This window comes from Oceanobacillus sp. FSL W7-1304, from assembly GCF_037969805.1.
GTDB lineage: Bacteria > Bacillota > Bacilli > Bacillales > Amphibacillaceae > Oceanobacillus > Oceanobacillus profundus.
This window is the reverse complement of sequence record NZ_CP150211.1, coordinates 3,775,406-3,797,372: the sequence shown is the minus strand read 5'-3', so window position 1 is coordinate 3,797,372 and position 21,967 is coordinate 3,775,406. Positions and strand designations below refer to the sequence as shown.

Genomic DNA, 21,967 nt, shown 5'->3' with positions numbered 1-21,967 from the left:
AGGATTAAGAAACAGAAGAAAGGGTAATACAACATTAAACTAACTAAGCATTTCAAAAGGCGGGATGAATCATAGAAACTTCCATAAGCATAAAAGTAATTTGCGGACTTTTAGCTTTGCTGCTTGTTGTCCGTCTCTTAGGAAAAAAAGAACTCTCACAAATAACACCATTTGACCTTGTCTATCTATTAGTTCTTGGTGGCCTGCTCGAGGAATCTATTTATGATGATCTGGTAACTGTATGGCAAGTACTGTATGCGATAGGATTATGGGCGGTTTTAATTTATATAATAGAACTGATTGTACGAAGATTTGACAGAATGCGAACGGTTATTAAAGGGGAACCTTCTATTATCATAAAAGATGGAGAACTGGATGTAAAAACACTGAAAAAGAACAAACTAGAATCCGAGCAGCTCCGAACAATGCTGAGGCAACAAGGTATATTTTCTTTACAAGAAGTAAAATACGCAGTTCTGGAGCCGAGCGGACAATTAAGTGTCTTGAAAAATGAATTATCATCCCCAGTAACTGCCGAAATGCTATCAATTAAACCCAAAAAGGCTACTTTAACTCATCTACTTGTCGATGAGGGAAGGATCGAAAAGAAAGCATTGAAAAATATCCAAAAAGACGAAAGATGGTTACGAGCTCAATTGGCTGAAAAGGGTTATAAGGATTTAAGCAAGATTTATTATGCTGAATGGTCTAGCGTGAATGGGATTGTTGTTAGAGGGGTAAAGAATGACAGCTCAGATTTATAGGTTTTAAGGAGTTAAAGTTAAAAAATCATTATTGAGTACTTGATAATCTCGGGGTCAAAATTTAAAAAACTGATTTAGTTAAGGAGAAGTGCAATTTTACACTTCTCCCAGATTGTTAATACTTTTATTCTTCACATAATTTTATATATGTTTTTAATAATATTTCAAGGTATCTTTTTCTTTTTTAGACAGTGAATATTAATTACCAAAGACTAAATCTTATACTACTTTACTTTTCCCTCCCAATTTTTTCATTAAAATCGGGGAGAACAGTGCAATAACAATTAAAATAATTAAGACAATTGAAATCGGACGTGAGAAATAATATGCCAATAAATTTCCATCGCTCATTAATACAGATTGTCTAAATCCACTTTCAGCTATCGGTCCTAAGATCATACCTAAAATGATTGGAGCAGGATGGAAGCCAGTTTTTCTGATTATATAGCCAATAAATCCGAAGATTATCATAATCCAAATATCAAATATGTTATTACTAATTGCATACGACCCGACAACACTAAAAATAATAATTAACGGTGCAAGAACTTGGAAAGGTATATTAGCTACTTTTACAAAATACTTTGCACCCATTATACCAGCAATCCCCATAAGAATATTTGCTAATATAAATCCAAAAATAATGGAATAAGTTGTCTCAGCGTGTGTAGTAAATAGCTCATGCCCTGGATTCAATCCTTGAATCATAAAACCACCTAATAAAATTGCCGTTGTTGCACTCCCTGGAATACCTAACGTCAAAGTTGGAATCAAAGACCCACCAGTTACCGCGTTATTTGAAGCTTCTGGAGCGGCAACTCCGTCTAAGCTACCTTTCCCAAATTTATCTTTATCTTTTGAAAAACGTTTTGATTCATTATAGGCAATCCATGACGCAATATCTCCTCCCGCACCGGGTAGTAAACCCACAAAAGTACCAATACCAGACGATCGAAGAATATTAGCAAATGTTTGTTTAAACTCCTTTTTTGACGGGAGTACTTTACCTGTTACTTTTTGAATAATCTTCTTTGCTCCGTCAATCCCACGTTTTTCAGATTGAATCATAACCTGGGATAAAGAAAATAAACCTATCATCGCTGGAACTAATGATACTCCAGATTCTAAACTAGAAACTCCGAAAGTAAAACGAGGATAACCTGTAAAGATGTCAATTCCAACTGTACCGATAATTAATCCAAATACCCCAGCTGTCAATCCTTTAACCATCGATTTCGCAGTTAAGCTTCCAATGATCGTAAGACCAAATACTGCAATGAGAAAATACTCAGAAGAACTAAACATTAAAGACACTCTTGATAAAGGCGGAGCTAAAAATAAGAGAGCAAGTGCACCAACAAATCCCCCAATCATAGACGATATAGCTGAAACACCTAGTGCTTTAGCTCCCTCCCCTTTAAGTGTTAACTGATATCCATCAAGACTTGTAGCAGCAGATGAAGGAGTACCTGGTGTATGAATTAAAATCGCAGAAATAGAACCACCAAATATTGCTGATGTATAAATCGCAGTTAACATAACTAAACCAGTGATAGGTTCCATTCCAAATGTAATAGGAATCATTAAAGCAATTGCCATCATTGCGCTTAATCCAGGGAGTGCCCCTATTATGATTCCACCAACCACAAATTAGCAATACCATTAATATTTCTATTGTAAATAGATTACTAAATACTTGACTTATAACATCCGTATTCATATTCTCATGACCTCCATTTCATCAAAAAAGAATTCCTTGCGGGAGCCGTACATTTAATTGCATAACAAAGAGCAGATAAATGAATAAATCAATTCCTACTGCCGTGAGTACATAGGTCTTCCATTTTTTCACACCCATAAACCATAAAAATACGAATGAAAATAAAAATGTTGAAACGAAGAATCCTAATGCAGGGATTAATATTGCGTAGATGGTAACAAAGGCTATTGAAAGCAAAGGTGACTTAAGAACAGATAAATGAAGTGGGCTTTCCTCTCCTTCAAATAATTCTACGTTTTTTTCTTTCATTAGTTTTGTTTTCCTAAAGCCCTCTATAATGATAAGAATCGAAAAGAAAATAAATAATATAATAATCCCTCGTGGATAAGTTGCAGAATCCTGTGTAAAATCAAGTGTTTCTACAAATAAAAATAAACCTATCAAGATTAAAACAAACCCTATATATATATCTTGGTGTAATTGTCTAACCATATCTTTCCCTCCTTATTGTCTGATGACGTTAAATGAGTGTTTCCGTGTTAAACATACAAGAAACACTCAAGAAAATTGTTTTCTATAAATCACCAACCAAATACACTTTTAGCTTCATCAATGTTAACTTCAAGAGATTTAAGCTGTTCCTCTAAATCCTCTCCTTTTGTTGAATCAACTACCATCCCCAAATCATTTATTTGCTTTATGTGTTCTTCATTACTATGAGCTTTTTCTAATGCGGTTTGTAGCTTGTTCATTATTTCTGGTTCAAGTCCAGCTGGAGCAGCAATTGGTCGATATAAAAATATGTCTGTTTCAGATCCAACAGCGGCATTTACTGTTGGAACACCTGGTAGTTGTTCAACTTCTTCATCACCAAATACCGCAAGTGCCTCGAATTCACCACTGTTTAAATTGGCCATCGTTTCTCCGATTCCAGCTATTAGTACATCTACGTGCCCTCCAAGCACCGCTGGAATTGCTTCTCCTACCCCATTCATCTGAACAAATTTAAAGTTCGTTCCTAGTTGAGTATTTAATTGTGAACCAACAAAATGATTCGCTGAACCTACTCCACTACTGTTAACTGTTACTTCATGTTCTTTTGCATATTCAACTAACTCTTCTATCGTGGAAAACCTGTCCTCATCCGGACGAATTGCTATTACCCCTGCATCAACAACATGATTCGTTAAAAAATCAAAGCTATCCAAATTCTCACTCCTGTTAACCTCAGGGTTCATATAACCAACAATTAAATTGGGCATATTCATATAGCCAATGGTATAGCCATCAGGTTCTGATCGAGCTAATTCAGACCAACCTACCCAACCGCCTCCACCTTCTTTATTTTCGATAACAACAGGTACTCCAAGTTCATCTTCCAAATAAGGTTGTAATATTCTAGCCGATAAATCTGTACCTCCACCTGGTGCATAAGGGACGATTAAAGTAACAGCCTTTTCTGGATAGCTTTCAACACTTGCACCTGCATTTTCGTCTGAAGAACAGGCAGAAATTACGATTAATGATAACGCTATCAATAATAAATATGTTAATTTATTTCTCACTTGAAATCCTCCTTGTTTAATTTCTTTAAGTAATTTTATTTCGCAGTGTTAAATCGCTTCAAGCACTTAGTATTAGAATTTTAAAATAGTTATTTAACAGTCTATTGACGTACAACTGAATCTCCAAGTGTCTCATTCAATACTTCAATAACTTCCTCCCATGTATCAGGCACCTGCCCATTAAACTTCTCTTTTAATTTCAACTCTGTTATCTTGTCCAATTTTACTTTAGCGGCTTTTGACATAGATGCATCCAAGTTTCCTGATGTCAACATATCGATCGAACCTTGAAGCTCTATTCCTCTTCTCTCCGAATGAATTGCTGTACCTGTTACTAAACGGTTCATCATCTTTTCAAAACTATTATTATTCATTGTTTCATTAATAGATTCTACTACCAACTTTTCAACGTCAAAGTGTTTAGCAGCTCCTAGTGTCTCAATTAATAATTGCGCAAGCCCCTTCATAAATACACTTCGCACTAACTTCACCGCAGATGCATCGCCACCCTTATTCCCAATTTTAGTAACATTCATATGGTAAGGGGAAAATTTATTGATGAAATGGTCTGTACCTGACCCGCTAGCAAATATCGGCACTTTATGTTTATATATCGGAAGTGGTCCCATCATTGCTGCATCAACAAACATTGCTTGTTTTTTTTCAACAAGTAAACTAATATCATATTTAATCTGTGGTGTAGATGCAGATACATCGATATACAATGTATGCGATTTCAAATCAGGGTAAAGCATTTCACTAACTTTATGCGCTTTATCTGCAGGTACAGCTACGATTACAACATCACATGATTTCAATACTTCTCGAGGCTGCTCACAAAGTGATGCATCAACAATTTCAATTCGTTCCCGTATAATTTCTCCATAAACTGGATGATTCCACACTAGATCAAAAACTTTAAACCCATTTAATCCCTCTTCTTTTAAACCACTAGCCATTTCAAATGCAGCTTCACCAAAACCAATAAATCCTACATTCATTTCCGATAACACCTCTTAAACTACAAATTTTTTATTTTTTCTCTTAGCCATGAAGGTTCAAGACTTACAAGCTTTTCCCCACTCTGTTTAGACTTTTCGAACTTGTTAATGACATTAACTCTTTCACGTTCATATTTTAATTTCTTCTCTGCTTTTTCAAAAACGTCCTGTATTTTATTTTTCGGTACAATTACTACGCCATCCTCATCACCGATCACTAAGTCACCAGGATTTACTGTAACCCCCCCACAAGAGATGGGAACATTAATTTCACCTGGTCCATCCTTAAATGGACCGTTTGAAACAAAACCCTTCGCAAAAATTGGAAAATCTAATGTCTCCAAAACACCTTTATCACGAATACAACCATCGATAATAATCCCTGAAACACCCATTGCTTTTGCTGCGTACGCCATTAATTCTCCTAAATAAGCATTCTTCGTATGACTTTTTCCATCAGCTACAATGACATATCCTTCAGTTGTATTATAAATTGCTTGGTGCAGATAAAGATTATCACCGGGCTTCATAATTACAGTAGTAGCTGTACCGACTATTCTTTTGATACCAGTTAATGACTTAATCGAATAATCCATGGCACCTGCACACCCCATAGCATCTGAGACAAGTGTGCTATTTAATAACTTCGCTCTTTCTATAATTCCATCTGATAATCTATCCGGTAAAGTTGTCATCCTTTCTCCTCCTAATTTTAACCCAAACTAAATTGTTGTATTTTTTACAACTAAAATAAATTAAGTAATATTTGTTACTACAATAGCATCGTTTATTTTAATTGTAAATACTTTTTAATTAAAATTTTTAATAAATTTAAAATAAAAATAAATCAATCCCCCTATCCAGAAGATAGTTAGGATTGATTTATTTTATAAAACGTGATAGTCAAGACTAGTTAAAACTTCATTAAGCTCAGAAAGTCTTTCTTTCGTACGTTCAGGAAAATTAATTGCAACTGCATTGATGATATAATCTGCAACAAGTATAGAAGATACAATTGAATTGTGAAAAGATAATGATCCCGATGGACATGGAAGAACAATATCTGCATATTTAACAAATGGAGAAGAATAACTGTTTGTAATCACAATTACCTTAGCTTTTCTCTCTCGGGCATGCTTAACAAATTCAAGTAGCCTACTAGAATATCTAGGGTAACTAATTGCAATAATAAGATCTTCTGAATTTAAGCTAATCATATCATCAACCCATTCAATCCTGTCTGCCGGGAGCATTTTACAATTTCCAAGCAGTCGATTTAATCCATGAGTTAGATGATAAGATACAGGCATACCGCTTCTAACACTTGAACAGTAAATCATTTTAGACTTCATAATCATATTAATCACGCTGTCTAATGTTTCATTCGATATCAAATCAACAGTCTGTTGAATATTTTCTAATTGATGATTTACATTACTAATCCATAAATTTTCATCCGTATTTCCTTTTAAATTCACTTCAAATCTAGTACCAGGAGATGCTTGACTACGTAAATTTTGCTGAAGCCCCTTCTGGAATTCTGAGTATCCAGAATAGCCTAGTGAAAATGCCAACCTCATTATTGTCGTTGTACTTGTTCCAACTTTTCCAGCTAGTTGATCCACTGTTAAAAAAGCAACATCAACTGGATGTTCAATAATGTAATTAGCTACTTGTCTCTGGGTATTGGTTAATGAAGATATATTTTCTTTTAATTTCACTATTGGATTTTCCATAACAGTACCTCCAAATCATTATTAGAAATAAAAATATTACTTCTCTTACATATCCTAGAAAAAAATATAACACCATTTACATTTTTACACAAATATAGAAAATATATATTTCTCTATTGACATTCATTGTATTTTATATTACATTCTAATCAAATAAAGTAATAATCATTACATTTAATTAATTCAATATGTTTTGGTTATTATAAAAAATTGGAGGAAAGTTATGTGGTAAATATTACTAGCAATAACACTGAATTAATTGAAAGCGTTTCAAATTACTTCCAATCAAAGCAATGGAAAGAATTACTAGATATACTGACTAAAAAAGATGAACCTGTATATCATGCTCATATTTATGTTGAAACACAAATTCACCCATTAAGTCTTGAAGAAATCATTAAAGGCTATTTTAAAAAAATAGGTTACGAGATTGAGAGAAAAATAGAAATTTTTACTTCAGGACAAGTACTCAATTCTGGTTCTATCCATGGTATTGAACCAAAAGGAATGCCTCATTTTGATTTTATATGGAGCTATTCACCCAACAACATTCTAGTCCCTGCCTCAAAAGAAATAAATGTGGAATACTGGGGCAAAAATTTCATGGATAATTTCCTCAGTAAATTTGATTTAAAAACTTCTTTAAACAAACAGGAACAAGAAGAGTTACGTGGATACTTCTCGACGCAAGCGTGGAATGATTACTGCGAACTAAATGAAGACCCTGATGTTGTTCACATTCATGCAAATGTAGAAACTTCTGTTCATCCAGAATTGATTAAAGAAGAAGCACTGAAAGCCATGCAAGAAAGAGGCTGGGAAATTGAAGAAGCAGTTGCAATTGCCTTCCAGATGCGTGGTCAAATGCATGGTAAGGTTGTTTTTATAGGGAATAAGCCAGAAAAAATCTTTGATATTGCATGGGGATATAATCCGAATGTTACCTTGATACCGAGTACAAAATATTGGTTAATGCCTGAAAATCCAACTTATGACGCAAGAACAATGAAAGAATTACCTTTGCTATTAAAGAAGGATCACTACACACTACTGTCATTAAAAGAAATAGAGCAAATTGTAGACTCATTATAATAAACGCACAATGATTGGAGGCTTTTAAAATGGATTATTCTTCTCAATTTAGTTCTGCTGCTGGTACGAATGGAAAAGTAATAGCTGCACGGATCCATCCGAATTTGGACTTACTAGAGACGATTGAAAATATATGCAAGAAGCATGATATTCAATACGGTCAATTAACAAGCACCATTGGCAGCCTACGCAAAGTCTCCTTTAACTATGTAACTACGATAGAGCCTGCTGAAGGCGAAGGGTATACAACAGCTAAGTCAATGGAAGGTCCATTCAGCCTTCTTACAGGTCAGGGTCTTGTTTCCCCTTCTGATGAACCCGATAAAATGAATATTCATTACCATGCAGTTATTAGTGGTGAAAATAATGTCATTCTTGGTGGTCATATTTTACCTGGTACAATCACGTTAACAACAACAGATTTATTTATTATGGAAGTAAAAAATATTGAAATGACTAGGGATAGAGATCCTGGAACAGGTGCAGTAGTAACTACCATTCATCAAGCATAGTGGATTTAATAACTTACACTTATAAGGGGAGATAACATGAAAGTTTTTATAACGCAAAACATTGAACAAGAATCAATTGATGTGCTGGAGAAAAATGGTGTAGAGGTTGTTACTAGTGGAAAAGACGGGCCCCTTACACGCCAGGAGTTCCTTAATGGAATAAAAGATGTGGACGGCATTATCTTTGTTTGGCATACAGAACAGATGGATAAAGAAGCGTTTGAAATTGCTTCCAATCTAAAAATTATTGCACGCCGAGGTGTAGGATACGATAATATCGACTTAGAGGAAGCTAAAAGACGGAATATTTATGTAACTGTAACACCTGTACACACGCATACAATTGCTGATTTGACATTCGGTTTACTCATAAATGCTGCGCGTAAAATTCATTTAGCTGATGCTTTTGTAAGAAATGGGCAATGGACAGAAGGTGGTGTCTGGGTAGCTAGAAAATTCATGGGTTATGATGTGCATCATAAAACAATTGGAATTATTGGTCTCGGAAAAATTGGAAAGCATATGGCTAAACGAGCTAAAGGATTTGATATGAAAGTCGTATACTATGATGTTTTCAGACAGCCTGAAGCTGAAGAAGAGCTTGGAATTAGCTATGTGACACTGGATGAACTTTATACTAAGTCGGATTTTATAACGATCAATTGCGCGCTCACTGAGTCTACGAAAAACATGATTAACCATGAAGCCATTGATAAAATGAAGGATACTGCTGTGATTGTTGTATCAGCTAGAGGTGGCATTGTTGATGAAACGGCTCTATATGAAGCTTTAAGTGAAGGCAGATTAGGCGCAGCAGGAATGGATGTATTTGAACCTGAGCCTATTCTCCCAGATAACCCACTACTGAAGTTAAACAATGTCGTATTTACACCACACTTAGGTGCCAGTGTCCAAGAAACTAGGGTACTCATGGCAGTAACGGCTGCTGAAGAAGTATTAAGGGTAATGAAGGAAGAAAAACCGAAATTTCCTTTATTTGAATTAGGCGAAGGCATAAAAGTCAATTAAAATATAACAACTTCCTTTACTAAAATATGAAGGGAGTTGTTTTGTTTGGGGAACGAAATAGTGAGTACTGAATAATAATCCTTAATCCATTTATCTAGTATATTAAAAATATATACATTTTACGTAATTAAAACCTTTAGCAAATGTGGAATGCATGTTTTAACAGGTTTTGTCACTAAGCTATATATTTAGATAGAAAAATTAAAAGTTCTCTACCTAAGAAGAACGAGACAAGGATAATATTCCCTTGTCCCATTCATAAGCCTTATTGAGGTATATTCATAACTCCAAGCAATACTAAAATATTAACAATAATCCCTACTGCTATTGCCCCTACTGGCCCTACTGCTATTCGAACGATTGGACGCCCAGCAGCTTCATTCAACAGATAGAATCCAGCAATAAAGAAGAAACCAAATCCTGGTGCAATCATATTTGCAGCATTCGCACCACCAATTAGTAACGCAACTTCAAGTAATTTGGTCATGGCACTGCGAATGTTCTCTCCAGAGTTACGGACACCCGGATATTTATCTAAGAATTTAGCAATATAACTCAATAGCATTACTTCCGCAAAAATTACGACGGCACCAATAATAACTGCTAACCACACATTTGGTGCAAATAAACCAACGACGAAAATCAAGGTAAATCCAACTGGACTATAAACACCAGTTGCTATTGCCGTACTTGCAACTAATGGAATAAATCCAATTGCTCTTGCTGCTGCAGCAATTCCAGCATCCGTTTGTTTGCCTTCTGCAAGTAAGTTAAGTGAAATCGGATCACCAGCCATCAATAATAGATTGGTAGCTCCAGCAATTAAAGCACCGATAATCATAAAGTACACAACATTTTTCTTAATACGTAATACTTTTTCACTAAAAACAGAGGCTAAATCCACAGAGGACCCTTCTTCTGCTTTTTCTCTCATTGCGTAAGCAAATAAGAAAATCATACCGACAATTAAAGCCATACCTTCTTGGTTTAATGTAATCACATTATCACCAATTGTAAGTAGTCCTTGTTCATTTACAAATACGGCTAGCTGTCTAACAATAGCTGCTACTGCAAAAGTTAAAATACCTTTTTTAATACTGAATTGCAACGCAACTGCCAGTGCAGGGAAAGCCATAAATGTAACAACAACAGGAGTCCCTACTTCCCCAAGTGGCTCAAGGAAATTAACTGGAAGGTATTCAAATAATTTAACAAATCCTTCAAGACCAGTTAGAAGTCCCCAGCCATACAGACCACCGATGATTGCTGCAATCGGCGTACCCCACTTGTTCTTAGGTGTTATTAGTCCAATAATATCGGTTCCTAACAAAATACTGTGGATTAAAATAATACTTGCTGATAAGGTAAATGGTATCCCAAACCCAATTACCAAACCAAAACTCATAGCAAATGCAGTTAAACCAAGTTCTCTACGTTTTAAGCTTCCATCAATATGTTCTGAAACAATTGGTCGTAAACCATCATTAAATACCGCAATATTTTGATTCGCTAAAATAGCAGCCACTGCACCTATTAATATGACAAACAATGTTTCCATTTATTTGTCCTCCTATTCTATGAATTTGTTTTAATCGCATTTAATATCATTGGTACTGCTGTCTCAACGTGATCACCTGTAAACCCAAAAGCCTTTTTTCCGTTCTTGACTGCTTCTATAACATTCTCTTCTTTAGGCTTTTTCCCTGGCATTGATACAGTTTCACACTGTTTTCTTCCAAGCATTGCAATCGCCATAGCTAATGCACCACCACCACCTGTATGGCAAGCACCAAAGTAGTAATCTGCTTTACCTGTTTTCATTTCCATTGCCGCTTCTAAGTCAGATTTGACAACGGTTTCAATTGTAGGATCCAACTCCTTTATTAATCTTTCAATCTCTTTTTTCTCCACTTGCCCACCAATAACAATTTTCATCGTAACTCCTCCTTATATAAATTCGTATTTAATACTGTTACATAATGCATATAAAGAAATTTCTTTTCTCCCTGTGGTAAAGGTTGACTCCACTTATCCTCAATCATTGCGACTTGCTCTTTGGCTAATCCAAAATGCTCTGATTGTTCCACTTCACGCATTATTTCCCCTGCTGGTTCTTCTACTTCCTCTCCTGCATCAATTCTTGTAAGTGCCATTGGCAGGTGGGTAAAGAGCATCTCAGCTTGGTCAATATCCGTTTTATTAACAACCCCCATGATTTGCGTGAATGCCTGTAAGGCAACTTCATGTGCAGTATTAGAAATTACCTTTTGCTCGAGCAAAAGTTGTAGCCTTTCCTTATAAGCCTGTAAATTCATAAAAAAAACCTCCAATTCTTCTAATTGTATGATGAATAACCACTACCAAAAATCTAACCGCGAAACGTGCTGATCATTTTCCAGGTAGTATCTTCTCCAAACCTCCGGCAAATGAATAGCTCCCTCCAACTGCTGGGCTAAATCAAAAGCGTATCCACAATGAGCAATTCCGCTTTTGGCAATTATCGTGATGCCACTAGCCAACGTACTTGTAGGAACAGTAATAGCTGTCGTTTGACACATATTAGCAGCTCGAATAAGGTATTTACCATGGTTTTTGGTTAAATTTATACCTGCTTCTCCAAAATGCTGTGGGATGGTTTCCCCATATCCATATACGTCAACAGGTCCTTCACAGGTAAGAATCATATCCGCTTGTCTCTCTTGCAAACAATAACGAATGACGTCAATAGCTGTCTTTCTCTCATCAATTCCATTCATATCAATCTCTTCGATTTGATAGTTGCTCAATTGAATAGAAGCTAAGTGTTCCATTACTTTATCATGCATATCTATCTGATCGGGACCGATTATAGATCCCTTTTTAGGAATTACAATTTTTAACCTTTTCTCTGAAGATGGCGTTAACTTTTGTTCAAGCATGCATTCCATTACTTCTTTTAACATCGAAATACGCTTTGCAATGACACCTATACTCCCTGTAAATTCATATTGGTCAGTGGACAGCTTTTTATTTTTTACAAACAGCCCAGTTCCTGCACCAATTATGGATGGAAGCTGGCAGCTCATTGCAGGAGCAAGCACAGAACCACCACCGTCTGTACCTATAACAAAATCGTTGATTCCTTTTAAAATATTAATAGGTCCACCACTAGTTGAACCGGTCATAGCGCGATACGTTAATGGGTTTATTAAATCCGTATCTATCGCCCTCCCCTTATCAGCAGATTTATCAATGGTTAGCCAAGCAAAATTCGCATGTGTCCGAACCTGCCGGATTATGTTTTCCGGAATTTGACTCGTATTCTTTATTCCGAAATAGAGCATATTCCTATTTTTATCCCTTATTTCATTCACTATCATTGGATTAACTGCAATTACAGATCTGCCTATTTCTCCTTTTGCTAGCTGGATTTTATCTATCAGGCCTGGCATGATAGCTCCCTCCATATTTTCTTCATAACAGGTTATTGTTGTAATACTTACCATTCCTTTCATTTATAGATTTCAAAAGCCATCATTTATTCGTCTATATTATTAGTTGGAATGACATGTCCTACTGAATCATAAATCCCTAAAAGCTTTGGATCATCATTTATATTTTCAACGATTGCTATCTGGGCATTTGTTACAAAAACCTGTGTACGAAACGCATAAATAACGGTATCGCCAACATGTACATCCTCGGTTTCCAATGTTCCATAATAATCAATATTTGCTGGGTCATTTTCAATCACTGAAACTCTTTGCAAATTCCTTTTATCCGTTGCAACTAAAGCACCCTCCATACGTGATCGTGGATAGAAGCCACCTCCAAACACATATGCCTGGTGATTATATATATGAGATACCTCGGTTACATAAACCATCGATGGCTTTTCAGGCAGGTCACCCGAGGCATGTAAAGGAGTCGTGCCAGTCATAGCATGACCCGGCTCCCCTTGTGTAGCGCCATTTTCTTTTAATAGTTTCATCGTAGCTGTAGAGGTGGCACTTGGCATATTCATCTCTAAGTCATGGATACCTTTTTCAGCTAACAATTTCTTTGCTTGTTGCATCGTTAAAACGTTTTGTGTTACCTGTGGTGAATTATCCTTAATTAATATACATGGGAAACTCGTTAATCCTGCGATTTCGATACCTGTTAATCGCATTAAATTTTCCACATCATGATGCAGTTGGGATAATGTAAATCCTCCATTTTGTCCGTTATACAAAAAATCCTCTGTATCGGCAATTCGTAAATATATTTTCTGCTTTTTATTCATTTGTACCGCAACTTCACTAATCTGACATGCATTTTCATAACTAAAAACGGTTACAAATTCTGGTTCTAATTGCAAGATTGTACGAATCATCCCCTTTGGAATTTGCACCAAATGTCCAACATGGCCAATTTTAATGCCATATTGATTTAATGTAATTGCTTCCCAAGGATCTACTGCTACCGCTTTCTTAATACCAGCTTCAACAATAGCCTTAGCAACTAATTCATTTCTGCCAAACTGTTTTGTCATAAACAATAATTCAATATCCTGTTTTTTGGCTTCTTTGGACAACAGTTGAACATTATGCTTCACCATATCTAAGTCCAGTACATATGTGTTCGGCGAAATTAGTCCTTGCTGATGAAACTCAATCGCTGTTTCAATTAATTTTCTATTCTGTTTTAATGTTGCATCTAAGAACATACGAAAACCTCCTCTCTACTTTATTAAAGGAAGAAATGACGTACCATTTTCTGTCCTATCCAACCCTAAATAGGCTGCACCTGTAGCTGCAATATCAGATAATGTCTCTCTTTCCCCAAGATATTTAGGCTCCTTTTGCTTCTGATACGCTAATAAATACGTTTTTTCTCGGGTATGCTGATTATGACCAATCGTTGGGTCATTCCCATGATCAGCACTCAATATTAAAAGATCTTGTTCCGTCATTTTTTCGATAATTTCTGGTAAATAGCGATCGACTAACTCAATCCGATCTGCATACCGTTCAGGGTTTTGAGCATGCCCTGCTAAATCTGTTTCCTGAATCGTGGCTGCAATTACACCATGCTGCACATGGTCCATTTCGTTTATAATTTCCTTCATGACTTGTTCTGTATCAACTCCGGGTAATTTTGTAGCACCTTCACAATAAATGACATCCTGCATTTTCCCAACTAGCGATACATCCAGACCAGCTTTTTTTGCCAGAGTAGGTAGTTGATATTCAGGTGATATACCGTATCCTAAATGACGTACCTGATACCCTTGTTTATAGACATTTGATTTTGGTGAGTTTACTCCTACTAGGCCATCTTCTCTTCTCTCTACTGATTTTCGTAAATGCTGGGGTGTTACATTTTCTCCACCGAGTGCAATAACACGATTAACCTTCACCTGTTTACGTACACATTGGCCAATTCTTAATACCTCTTCAAAGGATATATAATCAAGTGGTGCGGTTACATTATAAATTTGACCAAAGTCCGTTTCGATATTGTCCGCAACAATAACTAAATCATCTACTAATAAATAAGCTAGATTAGCATCTGGTATTCTCACATTATATCCTTCTTTTTCCAATGCTCGCTTTACCTCTTCCATATTGTCAATAAAGGGTGCTAAATATGTTTTCTTCGGTTTAGAGCCCATGATTTCATTATGACCCTCAAAGCTATCCGCTCCGTTATGCATCAAATTTAAGCAACCATAGCTGGCAAGTTGATTCTCACCTGTCTTTAAGGCTGGATGATTCACAATCTTGTTAATCCCTAGTTTCTCCAGGGCAGGGATTTGTATGGATGGAACCGCATCCATAATATGATAGAATGTATTCGCTCCTATATCCTGTGGGTGGTAGTATTTGGCGTCCTCCATATACCCAACACCTAAGCTATCTAGGATGATTATTATAACTCTTTTCTTCAAGCTAATTCCTCCCTATTTACTTCGCTGCTTTGCTTGCTCAATGGATAAGGTAAGGATTCTAATAACGGTATCAACTCCACTTCGTAAAGGATTTATCCGAATCATCGTTTTCTCTAATGATGGATCAGAAGCTAAAAACGTACCAGACACCTTATAGAACATTGGTACAAATTCATATTTCGATTCTGCTCCTACTGGATTCGGTGCAGCCCCAAGTTCATTAGCATGATGAAGTACTTGATCTGCAATTGGTTCGTCGAATTCCACCAGTAGTACCTTCGATTGAGCATTTGCGAGAAAGGCGCTTTTCACACCAGGGATAGCTCCATGGTTAAGCTGTTTGACTAATTGCTCATTAACTCCAGCTTGAATTGCTAACATGACAGGTGCATAAATAAGACCTCTTAATGCTTCTAATGCTTCATATCCTTGAATTTGACTTCCACCAGAATAGTTAAATGCTTCTATCTTTTCGATCAAATCTGCTTTCCCTGCGATTAGACCTACACCTTCTGGCCCTAATAACTTAAACAGAGAAAAGGTAGATAAATCAGCTCCGATTTGTGCTCCAATCTGACCAACTTTCATCGCAGCATAGTTATCATCCGTAATAATAGTCAGAGATGGCTCAACCGATTGAATAACTTCAATTATTTCGGCAAAATCATAATGATCATTTATTTGCTGACGCGTGTGTTGGATCAGTACACCTTTTAGATCAGGATGTGCAGCAATCCCTGCTTTGATTTCCTCATGTTTATGGAAATCAACTGCAATCGGAATTATCCCCATTGATTCTAAGGTTGTTTTACTAGTTGGATAGATAGGAGCGTCATGCACTAAAATTTTATCATTCGGTTTTAAGAAACTCATAAAACCATAGCGTAATGCACCGGTTCCAGCTCCACGTACTAGTTTCGCCCGCTCAACACCAAAGAACGCTGCTAATACTTCCTCTACCTTTTTGGTATAAGTCGGTTTATTCAAGCCCTTTACCACACCCAAATCACCAAGCGAAAGTATCTCGTCACCTCTAAAGTGCTTTGTAATCACATCGATTAATAAAAATTGTCTTTGCTGTGCTTCCTCTAAGGAAATACTTTTTAGTGGACTTGTTTGCATTAAAATCACCTTAGCCTTTCATAAACGTGATTGGATTTTTTACCAGCAATTTATCAATGGAAGCTTCTGTAATTCCAGAACGTTCCAGCATCGGAATAAATGCATCTAATAAATATGCATAGCCAAGTCCACCTTGATACTCTAAATGTGACTTTCTTGTTATATCCATTGATAAAACGACTTGATCCATGTAGCCTCTTTCTTGTATTTCCTTTAATATATCTGCTCGCACTTGATCCGGCATATAATTCTCTTTGCCGATTGTATCAAATTCAACATATGCTCCTTCTCGCAACATGTGGAGAATATAGTCTCTATCCCCGGTTAAATCGACATGTCCGATAATAACTCTGCTTAAATCAATCCCATTTTCTTTGAAAAATGCTACCTGTTCATGACCTAGTGTTCCTAAAGTCGTATGCGTTGTAATCGGCTTTCCTGTTTCTTTATGTGCAATAACAACCGCTTCAAATACCTTTTTTTCTGTCTCCGTCCATTTATGATGGCTCGTGCCAATTTCTCCAATGATTTCAGCCTTTACAGACGTTCCTTTTATACCCTCATTTATGTCTTTAATCATTCTTAACGCAAGCTCTTCCCTTGTTTCCCTGAATACTTGAATCGGATAAAACTTCTCCTGGTAAAAGCCAGTTGAAGAAATTATATTTATACCACTTTCTTCGGCTACTTTTTGGACATAGGGAATATTTCTCCCCATTCCAAAGTTAGTGACATCAATAATATTACGAACACCTTTATCATATAGCTTCGTATATTCTCGAACTGTTTCCGAAAATACATCCAGCTGACAATCTTCATTATTTTTAATTTCCGATAGATCAATCGTTGTATGCTCGTGCATATAGGTAATTCCATCTACTAACAACTGGATCACTCTCCCTTAAGTGGGACGGGGGATAGATTCCTGATTTCTCTGTTCCTGTCTGCACATTGTTAATACCGTGGAATTTTATCCCCTGACTCAACTTGCTTTTGAATTTCTAAAATGCTTTTTATTTCAACAGTCCCCCACTTTTCAGCAATTTCTTGCTCTCTATCACCATCGATTATAATAACTGCTTCTGATGTTTCTTCTGCTATTTTCTTGGCTTCCGGCAATTGGAAATTTATTGCTTTAAAAGATTTTGTTATTCGTTTGTCATCTATACTCCAGATAGCAGCATCTAATTGCTTCGAATCTAGCATATCTAAAAGTTGCATATAATTAATATGCACATACTCCACGTCCAGCCCCTTGAATTCATTGAACGTTAATTCTTTCTGGTCAGGTGAATCCATATCGACTCCTACTCGCATTCCATTTCGAATCGAATTTTCATGTTGATCAGCCAAAAAGATTTTATGTGCTGATACATAGCTATTAATGCCAAATTCCTTCATGATTTTTAAGTTGGGATAATTCGATAAGCTATTAACTGCTGTCATCTTCGAAACAATTGAAAAATCACTTCGCTTTGTGCGGATTGATTCAATACGGTTTAAACCTCCACGCATGTAAGATAAATTAATTCTTTTGCCAGATAATTCAAAGGCTTCCACCATGCCAGTGGCGAGCCCTTCATATTTTCTTGAATATGGCAGCGGCATGGAACCAATCAATGGTGCTATACCAGCGATTTCCTGCAATAGCTCTATATCTTTATCTACTAGATATGTTCCTAGATGCCCTCTTGCCTCCAGTCGAATTGCTTTTAATTCTTCTAATAAACCTAGCGCAATTTGTACGGTTCCTCTACCGATGGATAGCTTCACACTATAGTCAGTAACTCTAGGAATCTTATTACCAATCTCCACGTCTAATAATTCTTTTGCAATATTTTTGGCCGTTAACCCATTTTTTGAATATAACTTTTCCCACATATCATTACCTCAAATCAATATACTATTTTTTGTATATTATAATTATAAGCGTTTACAACAGGTAAATCAATGGGGTTATCGAATTAAAAAGTTCCTATATTAAAATAACTTCCCTGGATTTAATCTGGTATTTGGATCAATCGCATTTTTAATTTTACGCATCAAATCCAATTCTACAGGATTACGCATTTTTTCTAGATAAGGTTTCTTTATAATGCCTATCCCATGTTCAGCTGAAGGTAATCCACCCAACTCATTAACTTTTTTATAAAGATCTTCTAATAGAGCTTGTCGCCTTACCTGCCATGTTGCTTCATCTAAACCTTCCTTCATTAAAACAGTATGGATATTTCCATCCCCTGCATGCCCAAAATTGATTACTTTCAAGTCATACTTTGCTTGTAATTCTTTTGTATAATCAATCATCTCACTAAATCTATTAATCGGCACAACTTCATCTAACATTTCATATTCTGTAAACTGCATAAGCGCAATCAGTATATTATCTCGAAGTAACCAAGCCTTTTCCTCTTCTTCTTGGGTAAGTAAAGGAATAATTTCTGCTGCTTGACCTTTTAAAATATTATTCACAGTATTAATCTTGCGAAATACAGTCTCCTGTTCATTACTATCAATTGTCATTAAGACATATGCTTCGCCCTTTTGACTTTGTAATAAAACCTTTGTATATTTTTCACTATATTCAATCGTTCCTCTTTCAAATAATTCTAATGCTGCTGGCTCGATGCCATTTTGAAGAATAGTTAATACACCATTTGTCGCATCTTTTAATGTATGAAAAGCCAATAGAACCGATTCTTTATATTTTGGCAGCGGTAACACTTTTAATTTGATTTTCGTTGTTATTCCTAATGTCCCCTCTGAACCTATAAATAAGTTCTTCAAATCGTATCCAGAACTGCTTTTTATGTTTAAACTTCCCAGTCTAACCTTTTCTCCTTCTGGCAAGACAACTTCCAATTCACGAACATAGTCTTTCGTTGTACCATATTTTACTGCTCGCATACCGCCTGCGTTTGTGGCAATATTACCTCCAATAGTAGAGTTTTTTGAGCCCGGATCTGGTGGGTAAAAATAACCTCTATTTTCAACAAATGCTTGAATTTCATTTAACTGCACTCCTGGTTCCACAGTTAATGTCATCGTCTCTTCATCTAATGCTAGAATGCGATTCATTTGATGAACATCAATAATTAATTCTCCTCCGTTTATTGGAACTTGAGAGCCTGCTACACCTGTACCAGCTCCACGAGCAATAATGGGGATATTTTCTTTATTAGCAAACTTGACTAAATCGATTACTTCTTGTGTTGTATTGGGAAGCGCAACCGCATGTACAGTAGCAACTTGTTTATAAGAGAAATCCGTTTTGTATACATCAGGAACTTCCGTTTCCAGGAATAGACGTTCTTTATCGGTTATGATATCTTGCAATTGCATTTAGATCCTCCTCTTCTTTCTATAGATTTTTAGATTAATTTCTTAGATTGCAATATACTAAATTTCGTATATTTATATTGTAAACGTTTAAGTTTTATTTTGCAAATAGAAGAGGGGGGCATACAATATCCTTAGCTCCAGTTTGTCTACTCCATCATCTTTGAAAACGCTGCTTTCTCTAAGCTCTCTATACATATTATTTAATTGCAAAAAAGTAGCCTTGGATATTAGTCAAGACTACTAATTTTTTATAAATCAAATTGATTTGAGATTAAAACTTTTCAAGATGTTAATGCCTTAAATCAAATACAATTCTCCCTGCATAATCAGGTCTTTCATAGTCAACTTTGTCAACCTTCAGATTAAATTCACTAATAAACATTTCGTCCTTCAAATAATAATCAATATGGTTAATCACTGGGCTATTTTCTACTAAAATAGTTCCACCCTCATCATTCAATTCCCTACCAATCTCTGCATAAGGGATCTTTAAAAGTAATTTACCGGTGACTTCCTCTACTTCATAATGATTAACAGTTTTATTTAAATCGACAACAATTCGAGAATAATTTGAATGAATACCATACCGAATATTTTCAACACGTGTAGCCGATACTTCTACCGTGCGTGATGCAGTAAAATCATCATAGGTAGCCACTACCTCACCTATACCTCCAGATGTAGCGTAAAAATTTCCATCTTCTACATATCCAATATCATTTGTGACTTCCCATTCAATATCTTTTGGTTTAATATCCAGCCTTTCGCCATTTTTATCAAATCCTTTTAGTGTTAATTCTACCATTTCGCCTGGTGAAGCTGCCAAATCCAATGGAAAAATGCCTAGAGCTCCCCGCTCTTTATATGGCTCTGCATCCTCTGGGTATGGATTATACAATAAATAGTTGTTGCGGACATCTACAATCCAATTATTGAGTTCGTCCTCCCAGGAACTTATAATACGATTAACTGGTTCATTATCCAAAATCATTTCAGGAACGTCTGGGTCACCAATTAGATTTGCATAACTGGGAGTCATTTCAAATTCCTCCGGGTTCTGGTCGCGCATAGCGTCTACTAAATTCAGTCCCAGAGATACGAGATTAATTGCTGAAGGTTCATCTATATGAACTTGCACACCACCTACTAGTTCACCTTCATATTTTCCAAACATCGGAGTAAAGTAGGCTGGTCTGAAGGTAACCCCAGCAAGGTCTCTACTATTCATTTCTTCTGCCAATGCTTCACCATTGATCCATGGTGCTCCCACCAACTCAAAGGGTTTCGTAGTGCCAAGTCCCGTTGACAAAGAAGTATCATCCAATAATTCTGTTCCTGTATAAAGATATGCGGTTTCCTTTGTGGGAATATTAGGGGATGTCATAACCCACGGTAGACCAGTATCCTCAAAATGCATCGACCGTTTCCCCCCCTTCATTTTGGCTACTTTTAAGTTCACGCCCATGCTGTATTCATGATTCCACATTGTAGCTAGTTCGCCAACAGTCATTCCATGTCTAACCGGTAAGAGAAACCTCCCCATAAAACTTACCGTGGATTCAGATCGTAGTGGCCCCTCGACCTTTTCTCCACCAATTGGATTTGGACGATCAAGAACGATGAGTTCTTTATCAAATTCTGCTGCTGCTTCCATCGCAAAGCCTAGTGTATAAATATAGGTGTACACATTGGAACCAATATCCTGAATGTCAAACAGCAATACGTCAACGTTTTCTAGCATCTCTTCCGTAGGTTTCCATGTTGGACCATATAAACTATAAACTGGCAGCCCCGTCTTCTCATCAACATAGGAATCAACATACTCCCCAGCTTCTTGGTCACCACGTATTCCATGCTCTGGTCCGAACAATGCAGTTAAATTAACCTCTGAATGGTTATACAATAAGTCAATATCACTTACAAGATTGCGATCAACTCCAGTCGGATTTGTTATTAATCCAACCTTTTTATCTTTGACCCAATCGATATGATCTTCTAAAAAAATTTCAATTCCAGGCGTCACTCTCGATTTCTTTTTTGTAACATTATTATTTTCCTCTGCGCTAGATATAGTTATCAAGGATGTCGTAACTAACATAAATGCAACAACTGTAATAAAACTTTTAATATTCTTCATCAGAAACACCCCTTTATTTTTAAAATTGAGTTTGTT

At 36.2% G+C, this 21,967-nt stretch carries 21 protein-coding genes; 4 read left to right on the top strand and 17 right to left on the bottom strand.

Annotated features, from left to right (window positions below; genetic code table 11):
• Window positions 1–68: 68 nt before the first annotated feature.
• A complete protein-coding gene (locus NYE61_RS18810; RefSeq protein WP_339317521.1) occupies window positions 69–764 on the top strand; it encodes a DUF421 domain-containing protein in 696 nt (231 codons plus the stop codon).
• Window positions 765–983: 219 nt separating this feature from the next.
• Here the strand turns inward: NYE61_RS18810 and NYE61_RS18805 are convergent, their stop codons facing one another.
• The 6 genes from NYE61_RS18805 to NYE61_RS18780 form a co-directional block, all read right to left on the bottom strand.
• The gene (locus NYE61_RS18805) at window positions 984–2,411 is read right to left on the bottom strand and encodes a tripartite tricarboxylate transporter permease (protein ID WP_339316327.1); all 1,428 of its coding nucleotides are present in this window, start codon (window positions 2,409–2,411) and stop codon (window positions 984–986) included.
• 94 nt (window positions 2,412–2,505) lie between these two features.
• Window positions 2,506–2,976: a tripartite tricarboxylate transporter TctB family protein gene (locus NYE61_RS18800; protein WP_339316325.1), complete on the bottom strand. Its 471-nt coding sequence runs from the start codon at window positions 2,974–2,976 to the stop codon at window positions 2,506–2,508.
• A gap of 89 nt (window positions 2,977–3,065) precedes the next feature.
• Window positions 3,066–4,049 carry a tripartite tricarboxylate transporter substrate binding protein gene (locus NYE61_RS18795; protein WP_339316323.1) on the bottom strand — a complete coding sequence of 328 codons (984 nt, stop codon included), beginning with the start codon at window positions 4,047–4,049 and terminating at the stop codon, window positions 3,066–3,068.
• A 101-nt stretch (window positions 4,050–4,150) separates the two neighbouring features.
• Complete coding sequence (locus NYE61_RS18790) at window positions 4,151–5,050, bottom strand: DUF1932 domain-containing protein (protein ID WP_339316321.1); 900 nt, start codon at window positions 5,048–5,050, stop codon at window positions 4,151–4,153.
• A gap of 20 nt (window positions 5,051–5,070) precedes the next feature.
• Window positions 5,071–5,745, bottom strand: coding sequence for an RraA family protein (locus NYE61_RS18785; protein WP_339316319.1), 675 nt, complete (start codon window positions 5,743–5,745; stop codon window positions 5,071–5,073).
• Between the two features lie 192 nt (window positions 5,746–5,937).
• Complete coding sequence (locus NYE61_RS18780) at window positions 5,938–6,786, bottom strand: MurR/RpiR family transcriptional regulator (RefSeq protein WP_339316317.1); 849 nt, start codon at window positions 6,784–6,786, stop codon at window positions 5,938–5,940.
• A 225-nt stretch (window positions 6,787–7,011) separates the two neighbouring features.
• Here NYE61_RS18780 and NYE61_RS18775 point away from each other — a divergent pair, with 225 nt between their 5' ends.
• The 3 genes from NYE61_RS18775 to NYE61_RS18765 are packed head-to-tail and all read left to right on the top strand — an operon-like array spanning window position 7,012 to window position 9,419.
• Entirely contained in the window at window positions 7,012–7,878 is an 867-nt protein-coding gene (locus NYE61_RS18775) for a hypothetical protein (protein ID WP_339316315.1), read from the top strand.
• A 29-nt stretch (window positions 7,879–7,907) separates the two neighbouring features.
• On the top strand, window positions 7,908–8,390 hold the full coding sequence (locus tag NYE61_RS18770; protein WP_339316313.1) for a PPC domain-containing DNA-binding protein: 483 nt from the start codon (window positions 7,908–7,910) through the stop codon (window positions 8,388–8,390).
• A 36-nt stretch (window positions 8,391–8,426) separates the two neighbouring features.
• The gene (locus NYE61_RS18765; RefSeq protein WP_339316311.1) at window positions 8,427–9,419 is read left to right on the top strand and encodes a D-glycerate dehydrogenase; all 993 of its coding nucleotides are present in this window, start codon (window positions 8,427–8,429) and stop codon (window positions 9,417–9,419) included.
• 265 nt (window positions 9,420–9,684) lie between these two features.
• Here NYE61_RS18765 and NYE61_RS18760 read toward each other — a convergent pair whose 3' ends face one another.
• From NYE61_RS18760 to NYE61_RS18710, 11 genes are all read right to left on the bottom strand, one after another.
• Entirely contained in the window at window positions 9,685–10,977 is a 1,293-nt protein-coding gene (locus NYE61_RS18760; RefSeq protein WP_118890308.1) for a YhfT family protein, read from the bottom strand.
• Window positions 10,978–10,994: 17 nt separating this feature from the next.
• The gene (locus tag NYE61_RS18755) at window positions 10,995–11,354 is read right to left on the bottom strand and encodes a DUF2620 domain-containing protein (protein ID WP_118890307.1); all 360 of its coding nucleotides are present in this window, start codon (window positions 11,352–11,354) and stop codon (window positions 10,995–10,997) included.
• Entirely contained in the window at window positions 11,351–11,734 is a 384-nt protein-coding gene (locus tag NYE61_RS18750) for a PRD domain-containing protein (protein WP_095313337.1), read from the bottom strand. Before NYE61_RS18750 ends, NYE61_RS18755 begins: the two co-directional genes overlap by 4 nt.
• Window positions 11,735–11,776: 42 nt before the next feature.
• Window positions 11,777–12,850 carry an amidase gene (locus NYE61_RS18745; protein ID WP_095313339.1) on the bottom strand — a complete coding sequence of 358 codons (1,074 nt, stop codon included), beginning with the start codon at window positions 12,848–12,850 and terminating at the stop codon, window positions 11,777–11,779.
• A gap of 86 nt (window positions 12,851–12,936) precedes the next feature.
• Window positions 12,937–14,106 carry a YhfX family PLP-dependent enzyme gene (locus tag NYE61_RS18740; protein ID WP_095313341.1) on the bottom strand — a complete coding sequence of 390 codons (1,170 nt, stop codon included), beginning with the start codon at window positions 14,104–14,106 and terminating at the stop codon, window positions 12,937–12,939.
• Between the two features lie 15 nt (window positions 14,107–14,121).
• Entirely contained in the window at window positions 14,122–15,330 is a 1,209-nt protein-coding gene (locus NYE61_RS18735) for a phosphopentomutase (RefSeq protein WP_251659402.1), read from the bottom strand.
• A 12-nt stretch (window positions 15,331–15,342) separates the two neighbouring features.
• Window positions 15,343–16,452: an aminotransferase class V-fold PLP-dependent enzyme gene (locus tag NYE61_RS18730; RefSeq protein ID WP_251659404.1), complete on the bottom strand. Its 1,110-nt coding sequence runs from the start codon at window positions 16,450–16,452 to the stop codon at window positions 15,343–15,345.
• 10 nt (window positions 16,453–16,462) lie between these two features.
• Window positions 16,463–17,338 (bottom strand): TatD family hydrolase, encoded by an 876-nt coding sequence (locus tag NYE61_RS18725; RefSeq protein ID WP_095313343.1) that lies wholly within the window; start codon window positions 17,336–17,338, stop codon window positions 16,463–16,465.
• Between the two features lie 68 nt (window positions 17,339–17,406).
• Window positions 17,407–18,333 (bottom strand): GntR family transcriptional regulator YhfZ, encoded by a 927-nt coding sequence (yhfZ, locus tag NYE61_RS18720; RefSeq protein WP_303447468.1) that lies wholly within the window; start codon window positions 18,331–18,333, stop codon window positions 17,407–17,409.
• A 99-nt stretch (window positions 18,334–18,432) separates the two neighbouring features.
• Window positions 18,433–19,794, bottom strand: coding sequence for an FAD-binding oxidoreductase (locus tag NYE61_RS18715; protein ID WP_303447467.1), 1,362 nt, complete (start codon window positions 19,792–19,794; stop codon window positions 18,433–18,435).
• 289 nt (window positions 19,795–20,083) lie between these two features.
• A complete protein-coding gene (locus NYE61_RS18710) occupies window positions 20,084–21,931 on the bottom strand; it encodes a DUF1343 domain-containing protein (RefSeq protein WP_303447466.1) in 1,848 nt (615 codons plus the stop codon).
• Between the last annotated feature and the right edge of the window lie 36 nt (window positions 21,932–21,967).